The organism is Acidomonas methanolica, assembly GCF_004346035.1.
Classification (GTDB): Bacteria; Pseudomonadota; Alphaproteobacteria; order Acetobacterales; family Acetobacteraceae; genus Acidomonas; species Acidomonas methanolica.
Genome location: NZ_SLZN01000001.1, coordinates 333,284 through 348,444 on the forward strand (window position 1 = coordinate 333,284; position 15,161 = coordinate 348,444).

Below are 15,161 nucleotides of genomic sequence, written 5' to 3' on the forward strand. Positions count from 1 at the left end.
CATGAATCTTGCCAGAAGCCTAACGGAACCCGCAGGGAAAAAAATAATCTCGCAGTGATGATTTTTTAGGTTGTCTTATACAACCAAGAGTAGTAACCATTGGTCAACAAGATCAGAGGTTGCATTCATGCGTATCCTTCTCGTCGACAGCGATCACACCGCTTCCGCCAGCCTGATCCAGATCCTCCGGACCAACGGCCTCGCCGTGGATCACACCGCTTCCGGCCGCGAGGCCCTGGAGATCATGAGGCATTATCAGTACGATGCCGTGATCATCGAACTTACGCTCGACGATATCGAGGGGTACACCGTCATCCGCGATGCACGTCTGGCGCGCATTTCGACGCCGATCCTCGTGCTGACAAACCTCTCCCGACCCCAGGCCAAGATCAAGGCCTTCGCCCTGGGCGCGGATGACTACCTCACACGCCCCTTCGACACGGCAGAACTCATCGCGCGACTTCAGGCCATTCTGCGCCGCTCACACGGCCTGAGCGCAGCCCAGATCGTGGTGGGGCCGTTAATGATCGACCTCAATGCGAAACAGGCCCTCGTGAATGGCGATCCGGTTCATCTCACCGGCAAGGAATACGCAATTCTGGAGTTGCTCGCGCTTCGGCGCGGCTCGGTTCTGACGAAGGACGCTTTTCTCAACCATCTGTATGGCGGCATCGACGAGCCGGAAATGAAGATCATCGACGTCTTCATCTGCAAGCTCCGGCGCAAACTGCAACAGAAAGGAGCGGGCTCACTGGTCACAACCGTATGGGGACGAGGCTACATCCTGCGCGAGGAGCCTGTCATGACAAAGGCCACGCCTCATCAGGCGATGTCATCTCTCTCAGCCTGAAGGAAAATCAGCCGGATCAATCCAGTCACGCGGACCAATGACGATCGCCTCATGCGCCATGGGGCCGGCCACCCCGCCTCCGAGCGGTGAAGCCGCCATGATAGCGCCGCGGACAAAGCGCCGCGCAAGGGACACGGCCTCGACCAGCGTATACCCTCCCGCCAAAGCCGTCGCGATACCGCTCGACAGGGTACACCCTGTCCCATGGGTCGCCCGTGAAATGATCCTTTCGCTCTCGAAGGCAAAACACGCCTCGCGCGTCAGCAGGACATCAGTCAGCAGCTGGCCGTCGAGATGACCGCCCTTGATCAAAACCGCATGTGCGCCGACTTCAAGGAGAGTCTCAGCAGCCTTCTTCATGCCGCCCGGATCGCGAATCGTAAGTCCGGTCAACGCCTCCGCCTCGGGAATATTCGGCGTCACCAGCGCGGCACCGGGAACAAGCGCATTCAGAAGAAGTGCTCTGGCTGAGGGATTCATCAGGCTGGCGCCGCTGCTGGCCACCATAACCGGATCAAGGACATAGGGAATCTCGGAGTGAGCGGTTATAATCTCCGCAACCGCTCCCATGACCGCCGTATCTGGCAACATGCCAATCTTGATCACATCCGCACCGAGATCGTCCAGCACGCACTGCATCTGCAAGGCGACAAAATCCGGTGGTACCGGAACGATACCTGAAACACCCAGGGTGTTCTGCGCGGTCAGGGCAGTGATCGCCGTCATGCCAAAGCCGCCAAAAGCCACGACTGTCTTCAGATCAGCCTGTATCCCGGCCCCTCCACCGGAATCACTGCCCGCAACGATCAGAACACGACCCGGCTTCATCGTTCAGGCCGGTGTCAGCGCCCGAATCGCATCGCACATATAGGAGACGCTCTGCTCCACGAGAGCGGGATCATCCGCTTCGACCATCACACGAATCAAGGGCTCCGTCCCACTCGCCCGCAGCACGAGACGCCCATGCCCGTCGAGCAGCGCCTCGATCTCCCGTCGTGCCTCTTCCAGCATGGACGTGCCGAGCGGACTCGCTCCACTGTAGCGAATATTCCGCAACATCTGCGGATACGGGTTGAAAACCCGGCAAATCTCGCTGGCTGGCCGGTCCGATTCCACCAAAACGGCAAGAACCTGCAACGCGGCGACAAGTCCGTCTCCCGTCGTGGCGTAATCGGACAACACGACGTGGCCGGACTGCTCGCCCCCGAGATTGGCCCCGACTTCACGCATCTTCTCGACGACATAACGATCGCCCACCGCCGTGCGCAGCAATGTCACACCATGTTCGGCGAGAAAATGCTCCAACCCGAGATTGGACATAACGGTCGCAACAACGGCGTTGGTCCGCAACTGCCCTCGTGCAATCCACGACTTCCCGATCAACGCAAGGATCTGGTCCCCGTCGATGATTCGACCGTGTTCGTCACTGATGATGACGCGATCCGCATCGCCGTCCAGCGCAATGCCCAACTGCGCACCATGCTGCACCACCGCCGCACATAGGCGCTCGGGAGCCGTCGAACCGCAGTCGAGATTGATGTTGATACCATTCGGCTCGCAGCCGATCTTCACCACATCCGCCCCAAGTTCCCACAACGCGGTAGGCGCCACGCGATAGGCGGACCCGTTGGCGCAGTCGATCACGATCTTTATGCCATCGAGGCGCAACCCACGCGGAAACGACGCCTTGGCATTCTCGACGTAACGCCCTGCGGCATCATTCAGACGGGACGCACGCCCCACCTCCGATGGCGCGGCCAAGCGATCGGAGAGATCCTCGCGCATATAGGCCTCGATCTCACTTTCCGTCGTGTCGGAGAGCTTGAATCCGGTCGGGCCGAAGATCTTGATGCCGTTATCTTCAAACGGATTATGCGAGGCCGAAATCACTACGCCAAGATCGGCGCGAAGCGAGCGGGTCAACATGGCAATCGCTGGGGTCGGCAATGGCCCAACCTGCGTCACATCCATGCCTGCCGAAAGAAAACCGGAAATCAGCGCGGATTCGATCATATAGCCGGAAAGCCGCGTATCCTTGCCAAGAATAACCCGTTGCCGATGTCCTTCCTTCCGGAACCGCACGCCGACAGCCTGCCCCAGACGTTGCGCGACATCGACAGTCATCGGCGCCTGATTCGACGTCCCTCTGATACCGTCCGTGCCGAACAGCTTTCTGGGTTTGCTCCCGTTCATTCTACAAACACTCCGCCCTCGAAAAGCGACAGTTCAGTCGCCGCCGCCCCACTTCCTGTCAATACCAGACTGCGGGAAAATCTCCCGCAGCCATTCCGATCAACCCAGTTGCGGAGCGGCGTCGAGGCCGCCGGTTCCCGCGGCGCCGGGGCGTGTCGTCGGGACGGAAGCACGGCGGTTTTCCGGTGCGGGATCGTCCACCACCACACGCTCGATCACCTCGCCACGAATGACCTTGCCGATCTCTTCGCCCGTCAGCGTCTCGAATTCCAGCAAAGCCTTGGCCAGACGATGCAGGTCATCAATGTGCGCCAGCAGCAACGAATGTGCCGTATTATAAGCCCCATCAATCAGTTGCTTGATTTCACGGTCAATTTCACGCGCCGTCTGCTCGGAGACGTTCTTGTTCTGCGTCACCGAATGACCGAGGAAGACCTCCTGCCCATTATCGCCATAGGCGATCATGCCCAGAGTCTCGCTCATGCCCCATTCGGTAATCATGCGCCGCGCCTGATCGGTCGCCATCTTGATGTCGCCGGATGCGCCCGTGCAAACATTGTCGGCACCGAAGATCAACTCCTCCGCCGCCCGGCCTCCCATGGCGAGCACAAGCTCGGCCATGCATTTGGCCTTGCTTTTCGAATAACGATCGCCCTCCGGCAAACTCATCACCAGCCCCAGCGCGCGACCACGCGGAATGATCGTCGCCTTGTGAACTGGATCGCAACCCGGCGTTAATATGGCGCACAACGCATGGCCGCCTTCGTGATAGGCCGTCATGCGCTTCTCCTCGTCACTCATGACGAGAGAGCGTCGCTCGGCTCCCATCAGAACCTTGTCCTTGGCGTTCTCGAACTCCTGCATGGCGACGGTGCGCTTGCCCAGCCGCGCGGCCAGAAGCGCCGCCTCGTTCACAAGATTAGCCAGGTCCGCGCCGGAGAAGCCCGGCGTGCCGCGCGCGATCACCTTCGGATCGACGTCACTGGCCAGCGGCACCTTCCGCATATGCACACGGAGAATACGCTCACGCCCGAGCACATCCGGATTCGGCACCACGACCTGCCGATCGAACCGTCCCGGACGCAGCAACGCGGGGTCCAGCACGTCAGGTCGATTGGTCGCCGCAATGAGGATGACACCCTCATTACTCTCGAACCCGTCCATTTCGACCAGCATCTGATTCAGCGTCTGCTCACGCTCGTCGTTTCCGCCGCCGAGCCCGGCGCCACGATGACGGCCCACAGCGTCGATCTCGTCGATGAAGATGATGCATGGCGCGGCTTTCTTGCCCTGTTCGAACATGTCCCGCACGCGGGACGCGCCCACGCCGACGAACATCTCCACAAAATCCGAACCGGAAATCGTGAAGAAGGGCACGTTGGCCTCACCCGCGATCGCCCGTGCAAGCAAGGTCTTGCCTGTGCCGGGCGGTCCGACGAGCAACGCGCCCTTGGGAATCTTGCCGCCGAGCCGGGTGAATTTCTGCGGATCTTTCAGAAAATCGACGATTTCCTGCAATTCGGCCTTCGCCTCGTCAATCCCCGCGACATCCTCGAAGGTGACGCGACCCTGCTTCTCTGTCAGCAGCCGCGCCCGCGACTTGCCGAACCCCATCGCGCGCCCGCTTCCCGACTGCATTTGACGGAAAAACAGAATGCCGATCCCCAGCAACATCAGCACGGGGAGATAATTCAGCACGTAACGAAGGAATGGACTGCCCTCCGCCTCCAGCGGCTTGGCGACGACCTCGACATGGTGATCGGTCAAACGCGAAATCAGCGTGGGGTCCTGCGGCGCATATGTTTCGAAGGAGGTACCGTCCGTCAGCGTCCCGGAAAGATTCTGATCCTGCACCACCACCGAGCGGACACGCCCGTTATCGACATCGGTGACGAAGTCGGAATAGGCGAGTTGCTGGGACGCATGCTGCCCGGCGCCTGGCTGAAACGCCGTGAACAGCAGCATCAGCAGCACGATGATGACGACCCACAGCGCGAGATTACGGCCAAAATTATTCATCACAGTCTCTATCTTTGCTCGTGCGGTCTGACCGGCTTTCCCCGGACGATAACGCGACACTCCTTAACATAAGCATAATGGCGCGTGATCCCACCCTCTTGCGCGCGATTTCATGTCGCGACTCCACTCTTTCACCAAAAAGCTCCGTCCAGCGCCGCTGCCGGAGGTGAAAAAACGAAGCGCGGCTCGTCATCCTTTCCCGACGGTCGCCGGAATTCATCCCCGCACTCCAGTACCGGCAGGCTCCGCCGCACCACGGCAGGCGTGTCCTGTCCCGTCAGCCGATATCCCGCCGCGGCGATCATCCAGCCGCGCGCCTGGCCGCCGGGATCGCTCAAACGCCAGCGCCCGTCCCATAATGCCCCGTCTCGCGCAACACAGGGCTCCTGCACGGCAGAGGGTTCGCGGCACAAGATCCACCCCGCTCCCTTTCGGACCAGCATCGCGCCGCCCAGCGTCACCGGATGTGGCGCCGACACCAGTCGCACCATCACATTGAGCGGCACCGGATGTTTCCCGCTCCCGACCACACGCCAAAGCTCCGCCAGGAGATCCGCTTCAGGCAGCGCCGACGGCAGGCGAAAGAATCCCGCCGGATCGAACGCCACTGAAAGCGCCGCCTCCGCAAGCACCTCCCGCCGCTTATTGCGCTCCCGCCCATATCGTGCACCCAGAGCCGCCAGAGTCCTCCGTTCGGGAGGTGGAAGATCCTCACGCCACCTGACGCGCTCGAAACGCCGGTTCCGATTCGACGGGTCCTCGATCCAGTCTACTCCTGCCTTCCGCAACGTCGCACGCAATCGGTCCGGCTCGATATCCAGCAACGGCCGCAGCACACGCACGCCGCCCCGCTCGCTGAATCGCGCCATCCCCGCGAGCCCTCGCGGCCCACTGCCCGCGCGACGCCGGATCGCCACAGTTTCGATCTGGTCGGAACGATGATGCGCCAGCAACAGGTCGAGCGCCCCGAGTCGCTGACAAGCTGTCGTCAAGGCGGCATAGCGGGCCTCTCGCGCGCTTTCCTGAATGGCGCCATCCCGCCTCAGCCCCGACAATGTCAGGACATCCGCCTTCATGCCGAAGCTCCGGACGAGGCGAGCCGTCGTGGCCGCCTCGTCCGGGGCCTCCGCGCGCAAACCATGATCGACGATCAACGCCACCCCGCCGGAACGCCATTTGGACACCAGCAAGGCAAGGCAAAGACTATCCGCTCCGCCCGATACCGCAACCGCAACCGGATATGCCGAATCCGGTGGCGGAAACGGCCCGAATGGCCGCATCAACGCGGCAAATTCTTCCGCGCCGATTGGCGCGGCGATGCTCAATGACAGCCGGCACGCGCCCGGAACGAGGCCGCGGCCGCCTTCACTCTCGAGGCGGGGCTGGGAAAATCAGCCTTCAATTGGTTCAACGCCTCGCAGGCGGATTTCTTGTCCCCGAGCGCCAGCATCGAAGCCGAAACCCCGAGCAACGCCTCCGGCGCGCGCGGGGAGCGCGGCAGACGCTTGTAAGCGTCATAATAGGCGAGCGCCGAATCCTGATAACGCTTCTGCCCCGCAAGAGACTGGGCCAGAAGAAACTGGGAATCCATCCTTCCCTGCTGTGTCTTCGCGGTTTTCAGCGCCTGCTGCGCATCGCTCTGCGCCGTCGCATAATCCCCGGCGCGCAAGGCTCCCTGCCCGTCTTTCAAAAGTTCAAGCGCGGTTTTCGTCTTATCGGTCGACGGCGCGGGCGCAGACACGGGACCTGCGGCCGCCGGGGGGGAAGCGCCGCCGCCATTCTGCGCGGCGAACTGCATGTCGTCGATCTTCTTGGAGAGCGCCGCGTTCTGTGTATGGACTTCGTTCGTCAACTGGTCCAGCTCGCCGCGCATGTCCCGCACCTGGGATTCGAGCTGGCTGACGCGGTCGAGCAACTGCGCCGTCAGATCACCGTTTCCGCCGCTCCCGGACGGCGCGGGCGCTGGCGCGGCCACGGCATTGCCGCCCCCGGCCGCCTGCAACTGGCTGAGTTGCTGACTGAGCTGCTGAATCTGATTCTGCAACGCGATCCCTTCGCGGCTCGTGACCTGCGCCCGCGCCTGACTGCCCCAGCCAGCCGCGAAAACCGACATCGCCCCCGCGACGACCAGACTCCGATAACGACAGGACACCCTTCGACGCATAGCCCGACCTCTTTTCACGACGTTTCGTGAGATACGAGATATCAGATAAAACAAAACCGGCCGACGCATAAGCGTCGACCGGCCTCGTTCATATCAAACCGTGTGTGACGATCTTCGGTCTTACTTGACCGAGGTGATCGCGTTACGGTTCTGCGCCCAGGCCTGCTCGTCATCGCCATCGGCGGTCGGGCGGTCCTTGCCGTAAGAAATGGTGCTGATACGGGAGGCAGCCACACCCTTCGCGACCAGATAGTCGCGCGCGGCATTGGCGCGACGCTGGCCGAGAGCGATATTGTATTCTTCCGTGCCGCGATCATCGCAGTTACCGGCGATCAGCACGCTGACCTGCGGGTATTTCGCGAGCCAGGCCGCCTGCTTGTCCAGCGTCGCCTTGGCGTCGTCGGAAAGCGTGTTTTCGTTGAACGCGAAGAACACGCGATCACCGACATTCGCCACCAGATCGGCTTCGCTGCCCGGAGCCGGACCCGTTTCCTGGGCCGTTGCACCCGTGCCCGTCGAAGCACCTGTGTTATTATTGTCGCTCGAGCATGCCGCCAGCACGAGCGCGAGACCGACTGCGCCGATAAGCTTGAAATTCATCTTTGCCAACCCTGATTACAGCCCCGATCCGGAGCCAGGAAGCTAGAACCTTTTTGTTTACTGGTCGCGTCGTCGTTTTGCTTGAGCGCTCCATGAAAGGAACGCAGCACGCTTGCGAAGTGCCGAAGACCACGTCTCGCCTTACTCATTCGCAGGACCAGCGGTCAAGCGCATTGATCACTGGAATGCCCCAAATGTCCCGCTTTTCATTTCAATTTCAAAAATAGTGCTTTCCGCGCCACAGTCACGGCGTGATCATGACAAAAAAGCAACATTTTTCAGGTATTGAGCGGCGACCATGCCGGGTCCGATGCGCCTGTGCTCGTGCGGAGCGGACGCTCGTTGAAGCCGGTGATGTCGATCATACCGAGTCCCGACGAGAACCCCGCGCCGCCGGCCCGCGCCGCGGACTGACGGCAGAAGGCGAGCACGCGTCCGTTCGGGCAGAAACTGGGGCTGTCGATGGTGAACCCCTGGGTCAGGATACGTTCGCCGCTCCCGTCAGGCGCCATGACGCCCAGGGAGAACTGACCGCCGGAGAGGCGCACAAACGCGATCTGGTCACCGCGCGGCGACCACACCGGCGAGCCGTAACGCCCGTTCCCGTAGGAAATCCGCTGTACGCCATCGCCAGAAGCGCTCATGACGTAAAGCTGCGGACTGCCGCCCCGGTCGGAGTTGAAGACGATCCGGCTGCCGTCCGGACTGAAGCAGGGACTGGTGTCGATCGCACCCGAATTGGTGATCTGCCGCTTCGAGCCTGACGCAAGATCGAAGATGAAGATGTCGGACCCCGCCCCGCGCGTCGCGGACAGCACGACCTGACTTCCATTCGGCGAGAAACGGGGCGCAAAGGAAATGCCCTGGAACTCGCCCAACATCCGCTGCGCGCCCGACGCCAGGTTGAACAGATAGACGCGCGGGCGGTCATTGGCATAGGAGAGGAACGCCACCTGATCCCGCACCGGGTTGAAACGCGGCGTCAGGGTCAGCCACTGGCCGGAGGTCAGGATACGCTCATTCGCCCCGTCATAATCCATGATGGCCAGGCGGGTGATCTGCCGATGACGCGGACCTGTCCGGGCGATATAGGCGATGCGCGTGTCGAAATAGCCCTTCTCGCCCAGCATCCGCTCATAGACGACGTCGCCGATGATATGGGCGATACGACGCCAGTTCGCGCTCGACGCCGTATAGGCCGTGCCCTGCAACTGCTGGCCCGTCAGCACGTCCCATAGCCGCATCTCGACGCGTACGGACCCCGACCCGGCCGCCAGGCCGGCGACGAGTGCCCGTGCGCCCTGCGCCTTGAGTGCCGCGAAATCCGGTACGCCGGTCACACCGGCCTGACCCGGCAGAACCTTGAAGAGCCCCGTCGATTCGAGGTCGGCCGCGACCACCGAGGAGATCTGATCGCCCAACCCCTCGCCGAAGCTCGGCACGACGATCGGAATCGGAGCGTTCCGCGCCTGATCGACCGTGATTTCGGCCTGTCCCTGATCGGACGGCGCCGTCTGCGCCAGGGCGCTCAGCGGCGTGGCCAGCAGACCGCCCGCCATCGCGCCGCCCAGCAGGCCGCGCCGCGACAAACCGGCCCCCGAGAAGCCGGAAAAGGAGTCGCGCAACGCCTGCGCGGTCGAATCATCGAGAATCGGCAAATCTTCGGAACGCATCGTCGAACGCACTTTCATCCTGATGAAGGCAAGTATGAGCCAATTATGGCCGGAATAGGAACTTCAACTCATGGGTCTGACCCAACAAGCGGGCCGGAATCGGCAGTTTCGCGCAAGCCGGGCTGAGCACCGCGTCGCGCGCGCGCTCGGCCAGCGCGCGATAGACGGGATCGCTGCTCGCCCGCGCCTGCGTATCCGGCGCGAAGCGCGCCAGGCGCGCCACGCCGGACGCATCCACCGTCACGATGAGATGCGCGCTGAAACTCGCATAGTCCCGCGCCGCCGTATCTTCCGAATAGCACCGCCGCACGGAGCCGCCGATCATCCTCTGATCCGCGGCGCTCAAGGCGCGCGTGATGTCGCCGTCCGGCACGCCGCCGCCCTTCGGCGCCCCGCCCTGGTCCGGATTGGCGCGGGCCTTCGGCGCATGGGTCTGCTTCTGATCGGCGCGGAACTTCTCCAGCGTCGCCAGCAGGGAGTGCGAATCAGGCGCTGCGTTCTTCGTCTTGTTCGGCTGCGTGATGTGCGAGAATTGCGGCGTCTCCGGAAGTTGATCCGTCTTCTGCGTCTGCGGTTCCGGCGGCGTCACGGCCTTTGACGGCGAGGGCGGCGCGGGTTTCACCGGCGCGGCCCTCAACGGCTCGGCGTTCTCGTCCATCACCTTGGGCGGCAGCTTCATCTCCGGCAGCGGCACGGGCTTGCTCTCCGCCGGTGGCGGCACGGGCGGCGGAGGCGGAGGCGGCGGAGGCGGTTCCGCCACCGGCTGCGGCAGGGGAGGCGTCGGGGAAGGCGGCGCCTCCTTCGGCACCTGAGCCGGCGCGGGGGACGGAGTCGGGGCGGGCTTTTCCGCCTTATGCGGATGCGCGGGGGGGCCCGATTTCTCGAATTCCATCTCGATCGGCGGCGATTCGGGCGGTTCAGGCGGCTTGACGGCCGGAAGCCGGATCAGCAGCCATCCCACGAACAGCACATGCGCGGCGAGCGACGCGCCAAGCGCCCGGCGGAATCGCCGTTGATCCGAAGGACGGGAACGCACCACCGCGCGAGCCCCCGGACTTACTGCGGCGCCGAAGGCGGCTGCTGCGCGAGCAGCGCCACATGGGTGAACCCGCCGGAGGTGATACGCCCCATCACCTCCATGACCTCGCCGTAATTGACATGCGCGTCCGCCCGCACGAAGACCCGGTGCGCCGGATCATTCTGCGACAGCTCCCGGAGCTTGTCCACGAGCTGGTCCGCCGACACCTGATCGTCGCCAAGATAGAGCGAGCCGTCCGCCTTCATCGACACGGTGATCGGCTTCGTATCCGCGTTCAGCGGGCTCGCATCCGTCTTGGGCAGATCGACATTGACCCCGCTGGTCATCATGGGTGCCGTGACCATGAAAATGATGAGCAACACGAGCATCACGTCCACCATCGGCGTGACGTTGATCTCCGACGCCATCCGATGCCGACGACGGCCGCGCGGCGAGCCTCCTCCTGCCGACATGCCCATGGCGCTTCAGCTCCGCTCTTCGGACTGGCGGGACAGGATCGCGGCGAACTCGGTGCCGAAAGCCTCCAGCCGTTCCGCGAAATGATCCACCGCCGCGGAAATCACGTTATAGGCGATATAGGCCGGAATCGCCGTCACGAGGCCGATCGCAGTGGCGAACAGCGCCTCGGAGATGCCCGGCGCCACGACGGAAAGATTGGTGTTGTGCATGGCGGCGATCGCACTGAACGAGTGCATGATGCCCCAGACCGTGCCGAACAGCCCGACGAACGGCGCAACCGGGCCCACCGTCGCGAGGAACACGACGCGGCGGTTCACCCGTTCGATCTCGCGCGTGACGGTGATGTTGATCGCCCGGTCCACGCGATCCCGCACGCCGCCGCGCGCCAGATCGACGCCGGGAATCCGCGCCGAGCGGCGCCACTCGCCCATGGCCGCGCCAAACACCGCCGCCAGAGGATGAAGCGGCTTCGCGCCGTCCGAATCATAAAGATCGTCCAGACTCCCGCCGGACCAGAACCGGTCCTCGAATTCCGTCGCCTCGCGGTTGACCCGGCGGAACAGGAAAAATTTCTCCACGATCACGGCCCAGACGAAAATGCTGCACCCGACCAGTCCGATCATCACCAACTTGACGACGATCGACGCATGAAGAAACAGCCCCAGTGGCGAAAGGCCGGCCGCGGCCACTGCCCCCAGGGCGCTTGAACTCACCGTTTGATCCACGCTCCGCTCCTGTCCCGAACCCTGGTGCGGGCCTCCCCGCACATCGCAAACATTCTCGACCGCTCACGCCGCGGCGCGACACTCCATCGCATTTCGCGCCGCGCCGGGGAAGATGGTCACGCCGTGCGACACGCCAGTTTTGTCACCAGATCGCGCCATTGCGGCGGAATCGCGGCCGGTTTCATGCTGTCGATCGCGATGGAGGTCAGCTCGATCGCGATCGTCGTGCACACGACGTTACCCCGCGTAATATTCCGGAACTGTTGCGCCAGACGGAGGCGAATCGGGGACATGTCCACCAGGCTGGTTTCGATCTCGATCTCGTCGTCGAGCCGAACGGGCGCGAGATACCGGATATCCGCATGCCGCACGACGAAGGCAAGACCCTCATCCCGCGCCAGATCGACCACCGACGCCCCGACCGACCGGATCGCCTCCGTCCGCGCCCGCTCGGCAAAGGCGAGGTAGCGCGCGTGATAGACGACGCCGCCGGCATCCGTATCCTCGTAATAAACACGAAAGACGATGCGATGCGTCCCCATGGGCTATTCCTCCTCGTCGCGGAGTTGCGACAGCAGATCCGCCTGGCTGGCGGGCGGCGCGAGGCCGAGGTGACGCCAGCCGCGCTCGCCCAGCATCCGGCCCCGCGACGTCCGCAGAACCAGCCCCTCCTGAATCAGATAGGGCTCGATCACATCCTCCAGCGTGTCCCGCGCCTCCGCCAGGGCGGCGGCCAGCGTCTCGACGCCCACCGGGCCGCCGTGATGATGCTCGGCGATCCGCAGGAGATAGCGCCGGTCCATCGCGTCCAGTCCGAGCGCGTCCACCTCCAGCCGCGTCAGGGCCGCGTCCGCCATCTCCCGCGAGATCGCGCGCTCAGCGGGCGCGCCGACCGATGCGAAATCCCGCACGCGCCGCAACAGCCGCCCGGCGATGCGCGGCGTGCCGCGCGACCGGCGAGCGATCTCCTCCGCCCCCTCCGGCGTCAGGACCATCCCCAGCTTGACCGCCCCGCGCGAGACGATCAACCGCAATTCCTCCGGCGTGTAGAACACCAGTCGCAGGGGAATCCCGAAGCGGTCCCGCAGCGGCGTCGCCAGCAGCCCGGCCCGCGTGGTCGCCGCGACCAGCGTGAACGGCGCGAGGTCGATCCGTACCGAGCGCGCCGCGGGACCTTCGCCGATGATCAGATCGAGCTGGAAATCCTCCATCGCCGGATAGAGCACCTCCTCGATCGCAGGCTGGAGACGATGGATCTCGTCGATGAACAGCACGTCGCGCGGCTGGAGATTGGTCAAAATCGCCGCCAGATCGCCCGCGCGCTGGATCACCGGCCCGGATGTGGCGCGAAATCCCACCCCAAGCTCGCGCGCCACGATCTGCGCCAGCGTCGTCTTGCCCAGACCGGGCGGCCCATGCAGCAGCACATGATCCAGCGCCTCGCCCCGCGCCCGGGCGGCCTGAATGAATATGGCGAGATTTTCCCGGCTCGCCTTCTGCCCGGTGAAATCGTCGAGCGTCTGCGGGCGCAACCCCGCCTCGGCGGCATCCTCGGACTGACGCGCCCCGTCCATCACGCCGCTCATCGCGCCAGATCCTTCAGCGCGAGACGGATCACGGCATCGAGCGACGCGCCGTCATGCTCCGCCAGCACGCGGCTCAGCACGGGCCATGCTTCCGCCCTGCGGAATCCGAGCCCCGCCAGGGCCAGCAGCGCATCCGTCTCCACACTCGCGCCCACCGGAGCGGAAACCGGCGCCGAAACCGCGCCGCCCGGCATTTTCGCGACCTTGGATCTGAGTTCCGTCAGAATCCGCTCCGCCAGCCGCGCGCCGACGCCCTGCGCCCGCGTCAGCCCCGTCTTGTCCCCCGCGCTGAGGATCATCACCAGATCGCCCGGGCTGCACACCGAGAGAATCGCCAGCGCGACCTTCGCCCCCACCCCCTGCACCGTGGTCAGGAGCCGGAACCACTCGCGCTCCTCCCCTGTCGCGAAACCGAAAAGCTGGATCGCGTCCTCGCGCACCACGGTCTCGACCAGCACGCGCGCCGTCTCCGGCGGCGTCGGCAGGACGGAGAGCGTACGGGTCGAGGCGGATACGACATAACCGACGCCGTTGACGTCGATCAGACACCGATCCGCCTCGACCTGCCCCACGAACCCCGTCAACTGCCCGATCATGCCATCCGCCGCCCCTGCGCCACATGCGCCGCCGTCGCGCGATGATGCGCGTGACAGATCGCCACCGCCAGAGCATCCGATGCGTCCGCCCGACGAATCGACGCCCCCGGCAGCAGCCGGCGGACCATCATCTCGACCTGATCCTTCGTCGCCGCCCCGGTTCCGACCACCGCGCGCTTGACCGCCATCGCGCCATATTCGGCCACCGGCAGCCCCGCCAGCGCGGGCGCCAGCAGCGCCACGCCGCGCGCATAACCGAGCTTCAGCGTCGACGCCCCGTTCCGGTTGACGTAAGTCTCCTCGACCGCCGCCTCCGCGGGCCGATGCGTCTCGATCAGGGCGATCAGCCCGTCATGCAGCACGCGCAGACGATTCGGCACGGGCGCGTCGCCCTCCGTCGCGAGAACGCCGTCCGCGACATGACGGAGCCTGTTGCCGTCCACCTCGATCACCCCCCAGCCGGTGAAGCGCAGGCCGGGATCGATGCCGAGGAGCCGGATCAAGCAGCGAGGGCCTGCGCCACGTCGTCGGGCAGGTCGAAATTCGCATAGACCGCCTGCACGTCGTCATTCTCTTCCAGAACGTCGATGAGCTTGAGCACCGCGCGCGCCTTCTCCTCGTCCAGCACCGTCGTCGTCTCCGGCCGCCATTCGATCCGCGCCGATCGCGGCTCGCCGAACCGCGCCTCCAGCGCATCCCGCACGGTGAAGAACGATTCCATCGCGCAGGTGATCTCGTGACTCTCCGCGTCGGAGGCGACGTTCTCCGCCCCCGCCTCGATGGCCGCCTCCAGCATGTCGTCCTCGCTCCCGGCCGAGGCGGGGAAAACGATCACGCCCAGGCGCTGGAACATGAACGAGACGGAGTTCGTCTCGCCCAGCGAGCCGCCATGCTTGGAGAAGGCCGCGCGGACGTCCGAGGCCGTGCGGTTGCGGTTATCCGTCAGCGCCTCGACGATCACCGCCACGCCCGCCGGGCCATACCCCTCGTAGCGGACCTCCACGTAATCCTCGCCTCCACCCGCGCCGATCGCCTTCTTGATGGCGCGATCGACCGTATCCTTGGGCATGTTCACCTCGCGCGCCGCCGAGAGGGCCGCCCGCAGACGGGGATTGGAGGCCGGCTCCGGCAGGCCGGACCGCGCGGCCACGGTGATCTCCCGGATGACCTTGGCGAACTGCCTGGCGCGCCTGGCGTCCTGCGCGCCCTTGCGATGCATGATGTTCTTGAATTGCGAATGACCGGCCATGCCCGTCC

16 protein-coding genes are annotated in these 15,161 nt (G+C 64.4%); 1 reads left to right on the plus strand and 15 read right to left on the minus strand.

The window, feature by feature from the left end; translation table 11 throughout:
* Positions 1-127: 127 nt before the first annotated feature.
* On the plus strand, positions 128-850 hold the full coding sequence (locus EDC31_RS01595) for a response regulator transcription factor (protein WP_042055455.1): 723 nt from the start codon (positions 128-130) through the stop codon (positions 848-850).
* Here EDC31_RS01595 and thiD read toward each other — a convergent pair.
* The 15 genes from thiD to EDC31_RS01670 all read right to left on the minus strand — a co-directional run bounded on the left by thiD (position 842) and on the right by EDC31_RS01670 (position 15,153).
* The gene (thiD, locus tag EDC31_RS01600) at positions 842-1,678 is read right to left on the minus strand and encodes a bifunctional hydroxymethylpyrimidine kinase/phosphomethylpyrimidine kinase (RefSeq protein WP_042055458.1); all 837 of its coding nucleotides are present in this window, start codon (positions 1,676-1,678) and stop codon (positions 842-844) included. The genes EDC31_RS01595 and thiD overlap by 9 nt on opposite strands.
* Before the next feature lie 3 nt (positions 1,679-1,681).
* Positions 1,682-3,043: a phosphoglucosamine mutase gene (gene glmM / locus EDC31_RS01605; RefSeq protein ID WP_042055460.1), complete on the minus strand. Its 1,362-nt coding sequence runs from the start codon at positions 3,041-3,043 to the stop codon at positions 1,682-1,684.
* A gap of 99 nt (positions 3,044-3,142) precedes the next feature.
* Positions 3,143-5,062, minus strand: a complete 1,920-nt coding sequence (gene ftsH / locus EDC31_RS01610) for an ATP-dependent zinc metalloprotease FtsH (protein ID WP_042055462.1) — start codon at positions 5,060-5,062, stop codon at positions 3,143-3,145.
* Between the two features lie 131 nt (positions 5,063-5,193).
* Entirely contained in the window at positions 5,194-6,342 is a 1,149-nt protein-coding gene (tilS, locus tag EDC31_RS01615; RefSeq protein ID WP_081797371.1) for a tRNA lysidine(34) synthetase TilS, read from the minus strand.
* Positions 6,343-6,383: 41 nt separating this feature from the next.
* Complete coding sequence (locus EDC31_RS01620) at positions 6,384-7,214, minus strand: tol-pal system YbgF family protein (protein ID WP_239641516.1); 831 nt, start codon at positions 7,212-7,214, stop codon at positions 6,384-6,386.
* 132 nt (positions 7,215-7,346) lie between these two features.
* Positions 7,347-7,826, minus strand: coding sequence for a peptidoglycan-associated lipoprotein Pal (pal, locus tag EDC31_RS01625; RefSeq protein ID WP_042055464.1), 480 nt, complete (start codon positions 7,824-7,826; stop codon positions 7,347-7,349).
* A gap of 278 nt (positions 7,827-8,104) precedes the next feature.
* On the minus strand, positions 8,105-9,499 hold the full coding sequence (tolB, locus tag EDC31_RS01630) for a Tol-Pal system beta propeller repeat protein TolB (protein WP_042055467.1): 1,395 nt from the start codon (positions 9,497-9,499) through the stop codon (positions 8,105-8,107).
* 43 nt (positions 9,500-9,542) lie between these two features.
* The gene (locus EDC31_RS01635) at positions 9,543-10,538 is read right to left on the minus strand and encodes a hypothetical protein (RefSeq protein ID WP_042055469.1); all 996 of its coding nucleotides are present in this window, start codon (positions 10,536-10,538) and stop codon (positions 9,543-9,545) included.
* Positions 10,539-10,555: 17 nt separating this feature from the next.
* Positions 10,556-10,996, minus strand: coding sequence for a protein TolR (tolR, locus tag EDC31_RS01640; RefSeq protein WP_042055472.1), 441 nt, complete (start codon positions 10,994-10,996; stop codon positions 10,556-10,558).
* Between the two features lie 6 nt (positions 10,997-11,002).
* Complete coding sequence (tolQ, locus tag EDC31_RS01645) at positions 11,003-11,722, minus strand: protein TolQ (protein WP_042055475.1); 720 nt, start codon at positions 11,720-11,722, stop codon at positions 11,003-11,005.
* A 116-nt stretch (positions 11,723-11,838) separates the two neighbouring features.
* Positions 11,839-12,264, minus strand: coding sequence for a tol-pal system-associated acyl-CoA thioesterase (gene ybgC, locus EDC31_RS01650; protein WP_042055477.1), 426 nt, complete (start codon positions 12,262-12,264; stop codon positions 11,839-11,841).
* A gap of 3 nt (positions 12,265-12,267) precedes the next feature.
* The gene (ruvB, locus tag EDC31_RS01655) at positions 12,268-13,308 is read right to left on the minus strand and encodes a Holliday junction branch migration DNA helicase RuvB (RefSeq protein ID WP_042055479.1); all 1,041 of its coding nucleotides are present in this window, start codon (positions 13,306-13,308) and stop codon (positions 12,268-12,270) included.
* A complete protein-coding gene (ruvA, locus tag EDC31_RS01660) occupies positions 13,305-13,904 on the minus strand; it encodes a Holliday junction branch migration protein RuvA (RefSeq protein ID WP_042055481.1) in 600 nt (199 codons plus the stop codon). The genes ruvB and ruvA overlap by 4 nt, the downstream gene beginning before the upstream one ends.
* On the minus strand, positions 13,901-14,407 hold the full coding sequence (ruvC, locus tag EDC31_RS01665; RefSeq protein ID WP_042055484.1) for a crossover junction endodeoxyribonuclease RuvC: 507 nt from the start codon (positions 14,405-14,407) through the stop codon (positions 13,901-13,903). Before ruvC ends, ruvA begins: the two co-directional genes overlap by 4 nt.
* A complete protein-coding gene (locus EDC31_RS01670) occupies positions 14,404-15,153 on the minus strand; it encodes a YebC/PmpR family DNA-binding transcriptional regulator (protein ID WP_042055487.1) in 750 nt (249 codons plus the stop codon). The genes ruvC and EDC31_RS01670 overlap by 4 nt, the downstream gene beginning before the upstream one ends.
* Positions 15,154-15,161: the final 8 nt, after the last annotated feature.